This window comes from Nocardioides salarius (genome assembly GCF_016907435.1).
In the GTDB taxonomy this organism is placed as follows: domain Bacteria; phylum Actinomycetota; class Actinomycetes; order Propionibacteriales; family Nocardioidaceae; genus Nocardioides; species Nocardioides salarius.
In genome coordinates this window covers 3,677,201-3,692,282 of the sequence record NZ_JAFBBZ010000001.1, presented here as the reverse complement: position 1 = coordinate 3,692,282, position 15,082 = coordinate 3,677,201, and the positions used below count along the sequence as shown (strand labels likewise).

The 15,082-nt window shown below is 73.8% G+C and carries 18 protein-coding genes; 15 read left to right on the top strand and 3 right to left on the bottom strand.

The window, feature by feature from the left end; translation table 11 throughout:
* The 9 genes from JOE61_RS17695 (at position 1) to trxA (ending at position 7,949) form a co-directional block, all read left to right on the top strand.
* On the top strand, positions 1-1,386 hold the full coding sequence (locus JOE61_RS17695; RefSeq protein ID WP_193667603.1) for an MBL fold metallo-hydrolase: 1,386 nt from the start codon (positions 1-3) through the stop codon (positions 1,384-1,386).
* 2 nt (positions 1,387-1,388) lie between these two features.
* Positions 1,389-2,213, top strand: coding sequence for a sulfite exporter TauE/SafE family protein (locus tag JOE61_RS17690; RefSeq protein WP_193667604.1), 825 nt, complete (start codon positions 1,389-1,391; stop codon positions 2,211-2,213).
* A gap of 31 nt (positions 2,214-2,244) precedes the next feature.
* Positions 2,245-4,416 carry an MMPL family transporter gene (locus JOE61_RS17685; protein WP_193667605.1) on the top strand — a complete coding sequence of 724 codons (2,172 nt, stop codon included), beginning with the start codon at positions 2,245-2,247 and terminating at the stop codon, positions 4,414-4,416.
* Positions 4,417-4,483: 67 nt separating this feature from the next.
* Positions 4,484-4,684: a DUF8730 family Cys-rich protein gene (locus tag JOE61_RS17680; protein WP_193667606.1), complete on the top strand. Its 201-nt coding sequence runs from the start codon at positions 4,484-4,486 to the stop codon at positions 4,682-4,684.
* Positions 4,685-4,791: 107 nt separating this feature from the next.
* The gene (locus tag JOE61_RS17675; RefSeq protein WP_193667607.1) at positions 4,792-5,460 is read left to right on the top strand and encodes an ArsR/SmtB family transcription factor; all 669 of its coding nucleotides are present in this window, start codon (positions 4,792-4,794) and stop codon (positions 5,458-5,460) included.
* Positions 5,457-5,930 (top strand): hypothetical protein, encoded by a 474-nt coding sequence (locus JOE61_RS17670; protein WP_193667608.1) that lies wholly within the window; start codon positions 5,457-5,459, stop codon positions 5,928-5,930. Before JOE61_RS17675 ends, JOE61_RS17670 begins: the two co-directional genes overlap by 4 nt.
* Positions 5,927-6,670 (top strand): DsbA family protein, encoded by a 744-nt coding sequence (locus JOE61_RS17665; RefSeq protein WP_193667609.1) that lies wholly within the window; start codon positions 5,927-5,929, stop codon positions 6,668-6,670. Before JOE61_RS17670 ends, JOE61_RS17665 begins: the two co-directional genes overlap by 4 nt.
* The gene (locus JOE61_RS17660; RefSeq protein ID WP_193667610.1) at positions 6,667-7,554 is read left to right on the top strand and encodes a cytochrome c biogenesis CcdA family protein; all 888 of its coding nucleotides are present in this window, start codon (positions 6,667-6,669) and stop codon (positions 7,552-7,554) included. Before JOE61_RS17665 ends, JOE61_RS17660 begins: the two co-directional genes overlap by 4 nt.
* 29 nt (positions 7,555-7,583) lie before the next feature.
* Entirely contained in the window at positions 7,584-7,949 is a 366-nt protein-coding gene (gene trxA / locus JOE61_RS17655) for a thioredoxin (RefSeq protein WP_193667611.1), read from the top strand.
* A 19-nt stretch (positions 7,950-7,968) separates the two neighbouring features.
* On the opposite strand, the gene JOE61_RS17650 is transcribed toward trxA, so the two are convergent.
* Genes JOE61_RS17650 through JOE61_RS17640 form a run of 3 tightly spaced genes read right to left on the bottom strand, consistent with a single transcriptional unit; the run spans position 7,969 to position 9,997 of the window.
* The gene (locus tag JOE61_RS17650) at positions 7,969-9,459 is read right to left on the bottom strand and encodes a multicopper oxidase family protein (RefSeq protein ID WP_193667612.1); all 1,491 of its coding nucleotides are present in this window, start codon (positions 9,457-9,459) and stop codon (positions 7,969-7,971) included.
* On the bottom strand, positions 9,456-9,623 hold the full coding sequence (locus JOE61_RS17645) for a hypothetical protein (protein ID WP_193667613.1): 168 nt from the start codon (positions 9,621-9,623) through the stop codon (positions 9,456-9,458). Before JOE61_RS17645 ends, JOE61_RS17650 begins: the two co-directional genes overlap by 4 nt.
* Positions 9,623-9,997, bottom strand: a complete 375-nt coding sequence (locus JOE61_RS17640; protein ID WP_193667614.1) for an ArsR/SmtB family transcription factor — start codon at positions 9,995-9,997, stop codon at positions 9,623-9,625. Before JOE61_RS17640 ends, JOE61_RS17645 begins: the two co-directional genes overlap by 1 nt.
* Positions 9,998-10,056: 59 nt before the next feature.
* Here JOE61_RS17640 and JOE61_RS21840 point away from each other — a divergent pair, with 59 nt between their 5' ends.
* From JOE61_RS21840 to JOE61_RS17610, 6 genes are read left to right on the top strand one after another with little or no spacing between them, the layout of a single operon-like run.
* Positions 10,057-10,398: an NADH-quinone oxidoreductase subunit A gene (locus tag JOE61_RS21840; RefSeq protein WP_204797296.1), complete on the top strand. Its 342-nt coding sequence runs from the start codon at positions 10,057-10,059 to the stop codon at positions 10,396-10,398.
* A 38-nt stretch (positions 10,399-10,436) separates the two neighbouring features.
* Positions 10,437-11,348 (top strand): hypothetical protein, encoded by a 912-nt coding sequence (locus JOE61_RS17630; RefSeq protein ID WP_193667615.1) that lies wholly within the window; start codon positions 10,437-10,439, stop codon positions 11,346-11,348.
* A complete protein-coding gene (locus JOE61_RS17625) occupies positions 11,341-12,261 on the top strand; it encodes an NADH-quinone oxidoreductase subunit H (protein WP_193667616.1) in 921 nt (306 codons plus the stop codon). The genes JOE61_RS17630 and JOE61_RS17625 overlap by 8 nt, the downstream gene beginning before the upstream one ends.
* 14 nt (positions 12,262-12,275) lie before the next feature.
* Positions 12,276-12,848 carry an NADH-quinone oxidoreductase subunit J gene (locus tag JOE61_RS17620; protein ID WP_193667713.1) on the top strand — a complete coding sequence of 191 codons (573 nt, stop codon included), beginning with the start codon at positions 12,276-12,278 and terminating at the stop codon, positions 12,846-12,848.
* Entirely contained in the window at positions 12,845-13,147 is a 303-nt protein-coding gene (locus tag JOE61_RS17615; RefSeq protein ID WP_193667617.1) for an NADH-quinone oxidoreductase subunit NuoK, read from the top strand. The genes JOE61_RS17620 and JOE61_RS17615 overlap by 4 nt, the downstream gene beginning before the upstream one ends.
* The gene (locus JOE61_RS17610; RefSeq protein WP_193667618.1) at positions 13,144-15,081 is read left to right on the top strand and encodes a proton-conducting transporter transmembrane domain-containing protein; all 1,938 of its coding nucleotides are present in this window, start codon (positions 13,144-13,146) and stop codon (positions 15,079-15,081) included. The genes JOE61_RS17615 and JOE61_RS17610 overlap by 4 nt, the downstream gene beginning before the upstream one ends.
* Position 15,082 lies beyond the last annotated feature (1 nt).

Here is a 15,082-nt window from a genome sequence, read left to right as displayed (position 1 = left end):
ATGAGCGAGCACACCCAGCAGGACGAGCTGACCGTGCGGGTCATCGAGACCTCCACCCTCGGCGACCGCAGCTACGTCGTCCACGACGGCGAGGTCGCCATCGTGGTCGACCCGCAGCGCGACATCGACCGGGTCCTCGAGATCCTCGAGTCCGACGGCGTGCGGCTCACGCACGTCTTCGAGACCCACATCCACAACGACTACGTGACCGGCGGGCTCGCCCTGGCCCGCGAGACCGGCGCCGCCTACCTCGTCAACGGCGAGGACGACGTCTCCTTCGAGCGCACCCCCGTCGCCGACGGCGAGGTCGTCGAGGTCGGCGACCGGATCGCGGTGCGCGCCATCGCCACCCCCGGCCACACCTTCACCCACCTGTCGTACGCCGTCACCGACGGCGGCGAGCCGTTCGCCGTCTTCACCGGCGGCTCGCTGCTCTTCGGCGCGACCGGCCGGCCCGACCTGATGGGCCCCGAGCACACCGACGCCCTGGTGCGCCACCAGCACGCCTCGGCGCACAAGCTGGCCGAGGAGCTGCCCGACGAAGCCGAGGTCTTCCCGACCCACGGCTTCGGCTCGTTCTGCTCGGCCACCCAGAGCGACGCGACCTCCTCGACCATCGGCCAGGAGAAGTCGCAGAACCCGGTGCTGACCCAGGACGAGGAGACCTACGTCCGCGAGCTGCTCGACGGCCTGGGCGCCTACCCCGCGTACTACGCGCAGATGGGCCGCCGCAACGCCGAAGGCCCCGACGCCCCCGACCTGAGCACCCCCGAGCGCGCCGACGCGGCCGAGCTGCGCCGGCGCATCGAGGCCGGCGAGTGGGTCGTCGACCTGCGCAACCGCACCGCCTTCGCGGCCGGTCACGCGCCCGGCACGGTGAACTTCGGGCTCGACGGCGGGTTCGCGACGTACCTGGGCTGGCTCATCGAGTGGGGCACCCCGGTGACCCTGCTCGGCGAGAGCGCCGACGACGTCGCCGAGGCCCAGCGCGAGCTGGTGCGCATCGGCATCGACCGCCCGGCGGCGCACGCCACCGGCGGCCCGAAGGACTGGAGCGACCGCAACCTCGGCAGCTTCGAGACCGCCACCTTCGCCGACCTCGCCCAGGTACGCCACCACCGTCCGGTGGTCGTGCTCGACGTCCGTCGCGTCGACGAGCACGAGAAGGCCGCGATCGACGGCGCCGTCAACATCCCGATCCACGAGATCCCGCGGCGCGTCGACGAGGTGCCCGAGGGCGAGGTCTGGGTGCACTGCGCCGGGGGCTACCGCGCCTCGGTCGCCGCCTCCTTCCTGGCGGCCGCCGGTCGCGACCTGGTCTCGATCGACGACAGCTTCGAGAACGCCGAGAAGGTCGGCCTGCACCTGGTCGGCCCCGAGGCCTGAGCGTGACCTTCGTCCTCGCCGTCGCCGCCGGCGCGCTCATCGGGCTGTCCCTGGGCGCGCTCGGCGGCGGCGGGTCGATCCTGGCCGTGCCGGTGCTGGTCTACCTGCTCGACCAGTCGGCCACGCAGGCCACGACCGGCTCGCTGGTGGTGGTGGGGGTGACGTCGCTGGCCGGCGCCGTCTCCGCGCACCGCCAGGGCAACGTGCTGCTGGGACGCGGCGTCGTCTTCGGCGTCGTCGCGATCGGCGGCGCGGCCGCGGGCGCCACCGGTGCCGCGCTGGTCAGCGACGACGTGCTGCTGGCCTGCTTCGCGGCGCTGATGCTGCTCGTGGGCGCCCTGATGGCCTGGCGCCGGCTCGCCCACAGCGACCCGACGAAGCCCGACCGGGGCGGCCGGCCGGGTCTCGACGACCCGATCATCACCTTCAGCCCCACCTTCGCCTGCAACTGCCCGCGCGCGCTCAAGGTGCTCGTCACCGCCACCGTGGTCGGCCTGCTGACCGGCTTCCTCGGCGTGGGCGGCGGGTTCCTGGTCGTGCCGGCGCTGCTGCTGGCCCTGGCGCTGCCGATGACGTACGCCGTCGGCACGTCGCTGGTGGTCATCACCATCACCTCGGCCTCGGCCCTGGTCGTGCGTGCCGGCGCCGGTGCCGCTCCCGACTGGTGGCTGGTCCTGGCGCTCACCATCGCCTCGTCCATCGCCGCTGTGCTGGGCGCCCGCCTGGCCGACCGGATCGACACCGACAAGCTCCAGGGAGCCTTCACGCTCCTCGTCCTGGGCGTCGCGGTCTACACCGCCGCCCGCGCCTTCCCGGCGCTGCTCTGACCCACAGACCTGACTCACAGAACGGACCCCCATGAGCACCACCACGACCCCGGCCCACCGGGCCGGGACCCCTTCCGACGAGACCGCACCGCCCTCGGCCGGCCCCCTGGGCCGCCTGGGCCTGTGGGTCACCAGCCACGGCAAGCTCGTGGCGATCGTGTGGGCCCTGCTGATCGTCGGGCTGGGCGTCTTCGCCCCACAGGTCGAGAAGAACCTCTCCGGTGCCGGTTGGCAGGCCGACGGCTCCGAATCCGTGGCCGCGCGCGAGCTGGCCCGCGACAGCTTCGGCGGCAACGCCTCCTCGGCGATCCAGGTCGTCGTGCACTCCGACGAGGGCCCGGTCACCGAGGGTGAGGGCAAGGCCGTCATCGCCGAGGTCACCGCGATCCTCGAGGACGAGCCGCGCATCGCCGACGTGATCGCGCCCCAGCCGGGCGCGACCCTGTCGGAGGACGGCTCGACCGCCATCGTGCTGGCCGGCGCCGGCGTCGACACCAACGAGATGGTGCGCGTCGCGACCGACATCAAGGAGGAGCTGCAGGGCCTGTCCACGGACACGGTCCAGGTCAACCCGACCGGCTCGTCGCTGCTGTGGTCGGACTTCAACGAGGCCAACCTCGAGGCGATGCTGCAGTCCGAGCTGATGTCGTGGCCGGTGACCATGGCCATCCTGGTGCTGGCCTTCGGAGCCCTGGTCGCTGCCGGGCTCCCGCTCATCCTGACCCTCTCCGGCCTCGTCGCCTCGGCGGGCTCGCTGGTGCTGATCAACGAGCTGGTGCCGGTCTCGATCTGGGCGATGAACTTCGCGATGATGTTCGCCCTGGCGCTGGGCATCGACTACGCGCTGTTCCTGGTGGTGCGCTACCGCGCCGCCCGGGCCGCGCGGCCGCACGACAAGCCGTGGGCGATCGCGCAGATGATGGACACCGCCGGCAAGGCCGTGCTCCTCTCGGGCCTGACCGTGCTGGTCTCGCTGTCCGCGGTGATGATCGTGCCCTCGCCCTCGTTCCGCTCGATGGCCGGCGGCATCATGCTCTCGGTCGTCTTCATCCTCGCCGCCACGCTGACCCTGCTGCCGCTGGTGCTCAACAAGCTCGACGACAAGATCAACAAGGGCGCGCTGCCCTGGTCGAAGTCCGGTGAGCACCGCTCGCCGCGCTTCGAGGCCTGGGGCGAGCGGCTGTGGAAGCGCCCGCTGGTCTGGGGCCTGGCCTCGCTGGTGGTCCTGCTCGCGCTCGCAGCGCCGATCATGGGCCTGAAGACTGCGATGCCCTCGATCAAGGTGCTGCCCGAGGAGTCCTCGGCCCGGGTCGGCTACGACCTGGTCCAGGAGTCGTTCGGTGAGGGCGCCCCCGGCACCCTCCAGGTGGTCGCCGACGCGGCCGACGCCGACGAGACCGCCGCCACCCTGCAGGCCGACGGGGGCATCGCCGGCGCGATGCCCCCGATGCCGGCCAGCGACGACAGCGACCTGGTGCTCATCCAGGCCGTCCCGACCGTCGACCCGTCCGACCCCAAGCTCGGCGAGACCGTCGACCGGCTGCGGGGCGACCTGCCGGAGTCCGCGCTCGTCGGTGGCGCCGCGGTCGAGAACCTCGACCTCAAGGCCCAGCTCGACGAGTCCACCCCGCTGGTGATCGGCATCGTGATGGTGCTCGGCTTCCTGCTGCTGCTCTTCGCCCTGCAGGCACCGCTCATCTCGCTGCTGGGCACCCTGGCCAGCCTGCTCTCGACGGCCGCGGCCTTCGGTGTGGCCCGGCTGATCTTCCAGGAGGGCTACGGCGCCGACTTCCTCGGCTTCGAGCCCCAGGGCTTCCTCGACGCCTGGGCGCCGGTGTTCTTCTTCGCGATGATCTTCGCGATCGCCATGGACTACACGGTCTTCCTGCTGGCCTCGGCCAAGGAGCACTACGAGCGCACCGGCGACCCCAAGCAGGCGATGGTCGGCTCGCTGGCCCACTCGGGCCGGGTCATCTTCGCGGCCGGCGCGGTGATGGTGGCGGTGTTCTTCACCTTCGCCCTCTCCGGCCCGATCCCGCCCAAGGAGATGGGTGTGGTGCTCGGCATCGCGGTGCTGCTCGACGCCTTCCTGGTGCGCCTGGTGCTGCTGCCGGTGATGCTGCGCCTGACCGGCAACGCCGCCTGGTACACCCCGGCCTGGCTGCGCAAGGTGCTGCCGAACATCACCTTCGCCCACGACTGATCCCCCACGACGACTGATCCACGACTGAACGACGACTGCGGCCGAGGCCGCGGGAAGGAGAGGCACCATGTGCCGCCCCACCACCTGCAAGACCTGCCAGAAGACCACCTGGGCCGGCTGCGGCAACCACGTCGCCCAGGTCAAGGCGAGCGTCCCCGCCGGCCAGTGGTGCCCCGGGCACTCCCAGGCCGAGCTCCGCGAGGCGCGGGAGGCAGCCAAGGGCGCCGGCTCCCAGGGCGGCTGGTTCAGCCGCCTGCTGGGCCGCTGACGCACCACCGCACGTGACCGGAGGGCCGGCGGGAGGGACACCTCCCGCCGGCCCTTGCGCGTCCCCACGCCTCGGGTACGGTCTTCCAAAGATCATTGGAGGAATGGATGGACGACGAGCGACGCAGCTCCCTCTTCGACGAGCTCGGGGTGGTCGGCAAGGCCTTCGCCAGCCCGCGCCGCCTCGAGCTGGTCGACCTGCTGGCCCAGGGCGAACGCACCGTCGACGCGCTGGCCCGCGCCGCGGGCATGGGCGTCACCACGGTCTCGGCCCACCTGCAGGTGCTCAAGCTGGCCAACCTGGTCAGCACCCGGCGCGAGGGCACGCGCGTGCACTACCGCCTCGCCGGTGACGACGTCGCGGCTCTGTACGACGCCCTGCGCACCGTGGGCCGGCACCGCTCGGCCGACGTGGAGCGCGCCCTGGCGGCCTACCTCGACGTGCCCGGCTCCGGCGAGGTCGGCCTGGTGACCCGCGACGACCTCGCGGCGGCCCTCGACGAGGGCAGCGCCGACGTCATCGACGTGCGCCCCGTCGAGGAGTTCCTCGCCGGGCACGTGCCGGGGGCCCGCAGCGTGCCGCTGGAGGAGCTGGCCACCGCGGTCGACGACCTGCGCGCCCGTGGCCCGGTCATCGCCTACTGCCGCGGCGCGTTCTGCGTGATGGCCCACGACGCGGTGCGCATCCTGGCCGCCGCCGGCATCGATGCCCGCCGCCTCGAGGACGGGATGCTCGAGTGGCGCACCCACGGGCACCCCGTCGAGGTCGGCGCATGACCGCCTGGACGCCGCGCCGCTGGGGCGCCGCCGTCGTGGCGAGCCTGGCGTTCGCGCTGGTCGTGGCCGTACCCACCGACCTGGTCGACACCCCGATCTTCGGCCGCGAGGTGCCCCCGACCTGGTGGGCCTGGCCGTCGCTGGTCGTCTCCTCGCTGCTGGCCGGCCTGCTGGTGGCGACGTACGTCGCCGCACCGGAGCAGCAGGGGCCCGACCCCGCCGGGCGGGGCGGCTGGATCGGCGGCACGCTCACCTTCTTCGCCGTCGGCTGCCCGGTCTGCAACAAGCTCGTGCTCCTCGCCCTCGGCAGCGCCGGCGCGATGACCTGGTTCGAGCCCGTCCAGCCCCTCCTCCAGCTCGTCGCCGTCGCCCTGCTGGCCTGGGCGTTGCAGCGCCGCCTGGCCGGCGAGAGCAGCTGCGCCACCCCCACGAACGTGCCCGCCTCCACCGTCCGGAGTGATCCCTCGTGACCCGCAAGCGCACCTCCCCCGTCGTCCCGCTCGCCGTGGCCGGCATCGCCGCCGTCGCCCTGGTCGGCGTGCTCGTCGGCACCGGCGGCTCGGACGACTCCCAGCCCGACGCCGGCGCCCGCGCCGAGGTCACCGACACCTCGCCCCAGGTGGCGCCGGATGACGACCCGCTCGCCCAGCTGCCGCGCCGGGAGAAGGGCGACCCGATGGCCCTCGGCGACGTGGACGCCCCCGTCGTGATGGTCAGCTACTCCGAGTTCCAGTGCCCCTTCTGCGGGAAGTTCGCCCGGGACACCGAGCCGGAGCTGGTGGAGCAGTACGTGGAGGACGGCACCCTGCGCATCGAGTGGCGCGACTTCCCCTACCTGGGCCAGGAGTCGGCCACCGCCGCCCTGGCCGGACGTGCCGCTGCTGCGCAGGGCAGGTTCTGGGAGTTCCACGACGCGATGTACGCCGACCAGCCCAGCCCCAACAGCGGCGCGATCGACCAGGAGTACCTCGACGCCATCGCCGAGGAGATCGGGCTCGACGTCGCCGACTTCCGCCGCGACATGGCCAGCCCCCAGGCGCAGCAGGCGATGGCGGCGGACTTCACCGAGGGCCAGCAGATCGGGGTCACCGGCACCCCGGCGTTCATCATCAACGGCCAGCCGGTGATCGGTGCGCAGCCGACCGCGACCTTCGAGCAGGTCATCGAGGACGCCGCCGACGCCGCCGCTGACGACACCGCCTCCCGATGACCGAGATCGGCGTGGTCGCGGCCTTCGCCGCCGGCGTGCTGGCGCTGCTCTCGCCGTGCAGCGCGCTGCTGCTGCCGTCGTTCTTCGCCTACGCCTTCGCCGACGCCCGTGCCCTGGTGGCCCGCACGACGGTCTTCTACCTCGGCCTGCTGCTGACCCTGGTGCCACTGGGCACCGGCGCCGGCTTCGCCTCCGAGCTGTTCTACGGCCACCGCAGCACCCTGATCGCGGTCGCGGGCTGGACGATCATCACCCTCGGCGTGCTGCAGCTGCTCGGGCGCGGCTTCGCCGTGCCGTTCTCGGCGCGCCTGCAGTCGTGGGCGGGCTCGCGCAGCGGCAGCGGCTGGGCGTCGACGCTGGTGCTGGGCGCCGTGTACGGCCTGGCCGGCTTCTGCTCCGGCCCGGTGCTGGGCGCGATCCTGACGGTGGCCGCGACCTCCGGCTCGCCCTGGCAGGGCGGGGTGCTGCTGGCCGTCTACGCGCTGGGCATGGCCGCGCCCCTGCTGGTCCTGGCCGCACTGTGGGACCGCTACGACCTGGGCAGCCGGCGGTGGCTGCGCGGTCGCACGCTGTCGTGGGGCCGCGTCAGCGTGCACACCACCTCCGCGGTCGCCGGCGTGCTCTTCATCGTCATCGGGGTCCTGTTCCTGCGCTACGACGGCACCGCGGGCATCACCGGCGTGCTGGGCGTCGACACGGTCGACCTCGAGTTCGCCGCCCAGCAGGCGATCGGCGAGTGGGCGGCCGCCATCCCCCTGTGGGTCGTGCCTGCCGCGGTCCTCGTCGTGGCCGGGCTCACGGCGCTGCGCCGGGTGCGCCGCGACGCGGGCGGGAACAACGACCAGGCGACACCTGTTGGGACCAGTAACCCCCCTAGGGGATGACCACTTCCGACCGAACAGGAGACCACCCGATGGCCACCACCGACCTGACCGCCGCCACGTTCGAGACCACCATCAGCGACAACGAGATCGTCCTGGTCGACTTCTGGGCCTCCTGGTGCGGCCCGTGCCGCCAGTTCGCACCGGTCTTCGAGAAGGCCTCGGAGGAGAACAGCGACATCGTCTTCGCCAAGGTCGACACCGAGGCCGAGCAGAGCCTGGCCGCCGCGGCCAACATCACCTCGATCCCGACGCTGATGGCCTTCAAGGGCGGCACCCTCGTCTTCGCCCAGCCGGGCGCCCTGCCCGCGCCGGCGCTCGGCGAGCTGATCGGGGCCGTGCGCGCCCTCGACGTCGAGAAGGCCAAGGCCGAGGCAGCCGCCCAGTCCGGCTCCTGAGGATTCCCTCGCGCCGGGCTCACCCCCCGACCCGGACGACGCCCATCATGCCGGCGTCCTCGTGGTCGAGGACGTGGCAGTGGTAGACGGTGCGGCCGGGCAGGTCGAAGGCCACCCGGACCGTCACCGTCCCACGCGCCGGGACGTTGACCACGTCGCGCCACACCGGGTCCTGCACCGGACCGTCACCGGCGTCGAGCACCTGCATCGGCCACACGTGCAGGTGGAACGGATGGTCCATCGAGCTGTCGTTGCGGATCGTCCAGTCCTCGACGGCCTCGAGGGCGACCTCCTGGTCGGTGCGGTCCGGGTCGAACGCGCGCCCTCCGAAGGTGAAGCTCATCCCGCCCATCCCCATGCCGGTCTCGAGGACGAGCTCGCGGCGGCGCGTGGGCTCCTGGCCGCGCAGGTCGCGCGCCGCCACGGGGCTGGGCAGGGGACGCCCGCCCCCGACAACGGTCCCCGCCACCTCGAAGGTCAGCAGGTCGACCGCATCTGACGCGGCTCCGTCGCCGCCCATCATCCCGCCCATCCCCGACTCACCCCGGTCGACCGGCACGAGCCGGACCGTGGTGGAGCCGGAGACCGCCGTCAGCACCATGTCGGCCCGGTTGCCGGGAGCCAGCACGACGGCCTCCCCCGCGCTGGGCTCGGTCAGCGGACCGAGGTCGCGTGCCACCAGGTCCAGCTGCTGGTCGCCGAGGTCGAGCTCCAGGTAGCGCGAGACGCAGGCGTTGACCACCCGCCACCGCTCCCGCTCGCCAGGACGCGCCTCGAGGACGGGCATCACCTGGCCGTTGGCCAGCACCAGGTCGCCCTCGCGACCCATCATCCGGTCCTGCATCGAGGCCCCCTTGAGGGACCCGGACTCGTCGAGGCTGATGTCGGAGACGACCAACACCCGCTCACGGGCCACCTCGACCTCCGCACCGCCGGCGGCGTCGGGGGGATCCTCGACCACGATGGCGCCGTACAGGCCCCCGAAGACCTGGTCGGCCACGTTGCCGTGGTGGTGGGGGTGGTACCAGAACACCCCCGGCGGGTGGTCGTCGGGCAACCGGTGCTCGTACTCGAACGACTCCCCCGGCTGCACGGCCACGAAGACGTTGTCGCCGTTGCCCTCCGGGGACACGTGCAACCCGTGCACGTGGAGGTTGGTGGGCGCATCGAGCCGGTTCACCAGCTCGATGCGCAGGGTGTCGCCCGGTCGCACCCGCAGCGTCGGGCCCGGCAGCCCGTCGTTGTAGCCGAGGACGTCGGCCCGTCGCCCCGCCACCAGGCGCTCCCCACGACCAGCCACGAGCCGCACGTCCAGGAGGCCCGACTCGCTGCTCACGACCGCCGGCTCCACCAGTGCCGCACCGGTGCGGGGCTCGAGGGCCGACTCCGGCCCGAAGCGCCACCAGCCAGCGGCTCCCGCGCCCGCCGCCAGCAGGCCGACGCCGCCGATCCGCAGCGCCCCGCGGCGCGTGACCCCCCGCTCCTGCGGACCCGACCCGCCGGCGCTCACCGCCGCCCTCGCGCCCACCACGCCACGACGGCGAGCAGGCCCAGCACGAGCAGCGTCACCAACCACGAGCGGATGTCGGCGACACCCCAGCCGCCGCTCTCGACGCCGGGGGTCCCCTGTGCCTTCACCAGGGCCTGAAGAATGACCACCAGCTCGCTCGGCATCACGTCAGGTCCTCCTCGGAGTGCGTGCCCATCTCTCCCAGCCGCAGCAGGCAGTGCTGGCGCAACGGCTCTGGGAACCCGTCAGCCAGTCGGTAGAACCCCATCCTTCCCTCGCGGCGCCGGCGCACCAGGCCAGCGGTGCGCAGCATCCGCAGGCCATAGCTGGCAGCGTCCTCGCTGACCTCCAGGGCGAGCGCCAGGTCGCCCACGCACAGCTCCTCGGCGGCGTCGAGCGCGAACAGCAGGCGCATGCGGGTCGGGTCGGCGATCAGCGTGAGCACGCTGGTCACGTCGGAGGCGACCTCGGCGGACGGGAGCCGGTCACGGGCCCGTGCGACCGCGGCCCGGTCAACCGGATGGGTGTGGACGCTCATGTAGCTCCTCTCCTAGGCTTGTCCGCACCATCGTACGGACATGCGGAAGAGGAGGCACTGTGCTCGAGCTCGTCACCACGCTGGCACTGGTGGCCGGGGTGCTGCTCACCCTCCTCGTGTGGCACCGGGTCCTCACGGTGGACTCCACGCCGCTGCTGGTGCTGCCGCACACCTCAGGTCGGGTGCCGCTGCAGCACGCGCTGTCGCGCTACCACCCGCGCTGGTACGCGGCCAGCGTCGTCTTCCTGGCCTTCGACGTCGAGATGCTCTTCATGTACCCCTGGGCGGTCGTCGTCGAGGACCTCGGCCCCGGCGCCGTCATCGAGATGTTCGCCTTCCTGGCGATCCTGCTGAGTGCCGTTGCCTGGGCACGCCGCGAGGGGGCCTTCCGTTGGGCCTGAGACAGCTCCTCGTACGTGCCGCGACCAGCCGTCCGCGGGTGCTCGTGATCGAGATGCCGGGCGGCACGCAGGCACGGATGGCGGCCGAGCGCGAGCTCGACCGCCGCGGCTGGCCCCCCGGCACAGCGCCGGGGAGCGCCGACGTGCTGCTCCTGGCAGGCAGCGTGCCCGAAGAGCTGGCCAGCGCCGTCGACCTGCTCTGGGACCAGCTGCCGGGCCCCCGGACCCGGGCCTGTCCCACCGGCCCCGACGACGTCGTCGCCGAGCTCGACAGGGCCCAGGCGTCCCTGCGCGACGACCCGCAGCAGCGCCTCGACGCCCGCGAGCGCGACCGCGAACCCGCGGGCTCCTGGGTCGAGGACGACATGGACCACGGCGACATGGACCACGGCGACATGGAGATGGCACCGGGAGGCATCCCGCTCGCCGAGGGCGACGACGACCGCGACGGGCTGGAGATGGACGTCCTGGTGCACCCGCTCGGCCCCCTGCTCGACCACTGGCCCGGCGGTCTCGAGCTGCACACCCGGCTGCACGGCGACGTCGTGGCGCACGTCGAGGTGCAGCGCCCGGCGAGCCCCACCCACGTGCCGGCCGCCGTCGCGGCCTGGGACGCCGTGGCCCGCGTGCTGTCCCTGGTCGGCGACGACGTCTGGGCCGCGCGTGCGCGGGCGGTGCGCGACCAGCGACCGGGACCCGAGCTCGACGGCGGAGGCCGCCGGCTGCGTGCCCACCTGACCCGCCTGGCCCAGCACCACGTGCTGCCGCACTCCGTGACCGACGTCCTCGGGCGGCTGCTCGACGAGCGCATCGACGTCTCGACGCACCGGCTCGACGACGAGGCGCTGGCGTCCCTGCTCGAGGGCCATGACCTGGGCGACGTGCGCCTGCTGGTCGCCACCCACGCACCGCTGCTAGAGCCGTCAGCCGCAGGAGCCGGTCGTGACTGAGGCGCTCGCGGCCACCACCGGCGCCGCCGGGGTCCTGCTGCTGACCTTCGTGCTCGCCTGGACGGCCAGCGCGTCGTACGCCGTCGCGACCGGTCGCAGCGGCGGCGACGCCGTGCTGCACGCCCCCCGCGAGACGGCCCGGCTGCTGCGCCAGCGCCGGCGCGACACGATCTCGGCCGACCGGCTGCTCTGGCGCCTCGCCGGCTGGTCGCTGCTGCCCGTGGCCGTGCTGCTGGTCGCACTTGTGCCGCTCGAGGACGCAGCGCTGCTGCCCGGCTCGCTCGGCGTGGTGTGGGCCAACACCCTCGACATCCTCGTGTGGGCCTTCGTCTGGCTGGTGGGCTGGGGCGCCAACTCCGTGGTCGGCCTCGTCGGCGGCTACCGCTTCCTGGCGCTCGCCCTCGCCTACGAGCTGCCGCTGATGTTCGCGCTGGTCGCGCCGGCCCTGGCCGCCGGCAGCCTCGACCTCGCCGTCGTCGCCGGCGCCCAGGGCTCGCTCTGGTACGCCGCGTGGATGCCGGTCGCCTTCGTCGCCTACCTGCTGGGGGTGCTCGGCTTCTCGGTGCTCGGGCCGCTCGTCGCACCGGCCGGACGCGAGAGCGCCGAGGGGGTGCTGGCCGAGCTGTCGGGGCCGGACGCGCTGGTGGTGCGCGCGGCGCGCTACGCCCTGCTCGGTGCGGGTGCCGCCGTGGCGGTGCCGCTCTTCCTGGGTGGCGCGTCGGGACCGTGGCTGCCCGGGGCGGTCTGGGTGCTCCTCAAGGCGCTGCTGCTCACCGCGGCGCTGGCCTGGGTGGCCGGCCGGCTGCCCGCCCTGCGGGTGCACCGGCTGATGGAGCCGCTGTGGACGGTGCTGCTGCCGCTGGTGGTGCTGCAGGACCTCGTCGTCGGCATCGTCGTCGTGGCGGGCCGGTGAGCCCGGTGAGCACGATGGGTCTGGTCGATGTCGCCTTCTGGGCCTGCGCGCTGGTGGCGGTGGCGATGGGCGTGCTGGTCTTCGTGGTCGACTCGATGGCGCGGGCGACGTACGCCTTGGCGGCCTCGTTCGTGGCCACCGGGGGCGCGCTGCTGCTGATGCAGCAGTCCTACCTCGGGGTGGTCGTGGTGCTGATGATGGTGATGGAGATGGCCGTGATGGCCGTCTACATGGTCATGTTCATGGGGATGAACCCAGCGCTGATGCCGATGAGCATGGTGCACTCGCACCGCGCCGCCATCGGGGTCGCGGTCGCGACCTTCGTGGCCCTGGGCAGCGGCGCGGTCCTGGTGCCCTGGCCCGAGCGCCGGGGCTCGCCCTCGCCCGACGTCACCGAGGCGCTGGGCACCGCCATCATGGAGAGCCACATGCTGGTGATGATGGTCGTCGGCCCGGTCATGGTCGCCACGATCGTCGTGGGCGTGCTGCTGTCGTCCTCGCGCACCCGCTACGACCGGATGGGCGACGACCTCGACCAGCCCGCCCTCGACCCGCCCGCCCTCGACCGCCGCGAGGAGCGCCGATGACCCTCGAGACCGTCCTGCTCGTGGCCTCGGCCCTGCTGGCCGTGGGCCTCTACGGCGCCCTCTCGCAGCAGGTCGTGGTGATGGTGATGATGGGCCTGGAGCTGATGATCGCCGGCGTGCTCCTCGCGCTCGGCGGCTTCTGGTGGTTCCTCTCCCCCGACCCCTCCGGCCAGGTCCTGCTGCTGGTGGTGCTGGCGGCGATGACCGTCGAGATGGCCACCGGCTTCGCTGTCGCCACCCTGCTGCACCGGCGTGCCGGCTCCGACATGACCGACATGGCCACGGAGCTGCACGAGTGAGCGCCCCCGACCTGCTGCTCGTCCTCGTCGTCGCGGTGCCCGCGGCCGTCGGGGCCGTGCTGGTGCTGGCCGGCCCGTCCCGGTGGTCGGCGGCCGCCGGAGGGGCCACCCTCGCCGCCGCGGCGACGGCATCGGTGCCCGCGGTCGTCGCCGGCGCGGAGGTGTCGGTGCCGTTCGTCGCCGGATCCCGGTGGGGGCTGACCACGAGTGGTCCGGCCGAGGTGCTGCTGCCCACCGTCCTGGTCGTCGCCACGCTGGTGCTGGTCGTGGCCGGGGGCGTGCCCGAGACCCGGGAGCCGCGCTTCACCGGGCTGATGCTGCTCTTCACCGCGGCGGCGGCGCTGACCGTCCTGGCCACCAGCCTGCCGGGGCTGCTGGTGGGCTGGGAGCTGATGGGCGCGGCGTCGTACGCACTGATCGGCTACCGCTACGCCGACCCCGGCCGGGTGGCCTCGGGGGCCACCGCCTTCCTCACCACCCGCGCCGCCGACCTGGGTCTCTACCTGGCGACGGCGGCCGCCCTGGCCGGCGGCACCGACCTCTCGCTCGACGCGCTGGCCGGCATCGAGGGCGGCTGGCGCGACGTCGCCGCAGGCGGGGTGCTGGTGGCTGCGCTCGGCAAGGCGGCCCAGCTGCCGTTCTCCTTCTGGCTGGCCCGCGCCATGGACGGGCCGAGCCCCGTCTCGGCGCTGCTGCACTCCGCAGCCATGGTGGCCCTCGGCGGCTACCTGCTGGTGCGGCTGTCGCCGCTGCTCGAGGCCACCGGCTGGGCCGCGCCGACCGCCGCCTGGCTCGGCGCCGCCACCGCCGTGGTCCTCGGGGCGGTGGCCCTCACCCAGACCGACCTCAAGCTCCTGCTGGCGGCCTCCACCAGCGCCCAGCTCGGCTTCGTCGTGCTCGCCGCGGGCGTCGGTGCGACCGCGGCCGGCACCGCCCACCTGGTCGCCCACGCCGCGGTCAAGGCGCTGCTGTTCCTGGCGGCCGGTGCCTGGCTCGAGGCGCTGGGCAGCAAGCGGCTCGACGTGCTCACCGGCGCTGCCCGACGCTGGCCGGCCCTCGGTGTCCTGGCCGTGGCCGCCCTGCTCGCGCTCGCCGGGCTGCCGCCCCTGTCGCTGTGGGGCACCAAGGACGCCGTGCTGGCCGCCGCCCACGCCGAGTCGGCTGCTCTGTACGCCGCCGCCCTGGTGGCCACCGCGCTCGCGGCGGGCTACGCGGTGCTCGCGCTGGTGCACCTCGCGCGTCCTGTCCCTGCCCGACCGGCCGAGCAGACGGGGCGGGTGCCGCGCCGGATCCCGGTGGCGCTGGCCCCGCTCGCACTCGGGGCGGTGCTCCTCGGGGTGCTGGCCCTGCCGGCGGTGCTCGAGCGGCTCCCCGGCCGGGTGCCCGCCGACCCGACGTGGCCCGAGCTGGTCGGTTCGTCGGTGCTCGTGCTCGCCGTGGCCGGCGCCACCGCGTGGCTGGTCGGACGGGGCCGTGAGGCACCCGCGCCGCTGCGGCCGCTGCGCGCGTGGCTGCACGACTGGCTGCGCCTGGAGACCGCGGTGCACCTGACGGTGGTGCGACCGACCGTGCGCCTCGCCGAGGCGGCCGCCCGGGTCGACGACCGGGTGCTCGCCCGTGCCGTGACCGGTGCCGCGGGGGCGACGGCGCGTCTCGCGGGGGTCTCCGCCCGCGCCGACGACCGGGTGCTGGCCCGCGCCGTGACCGGCGTCGGGACAGCGGGGCTGGCCTCCGCCCACGGCTCCGACCGCGCCGACGCCGGCACCCACCGGGCGGTCCACGGCGTGGCCGGCGCGCTGGTCCGGGGCGGGCGCGCGGTGCGCCGCAGCTCGGCGAGCGGCCAGCTGCACCACTACTACCTGCAGCAGGTCGCCCTGCTGCTGCTCGTGCTCGTCGTCGTGTCCCTGGTCGTCCTCGTCGGAAGTCTGAGGTAGA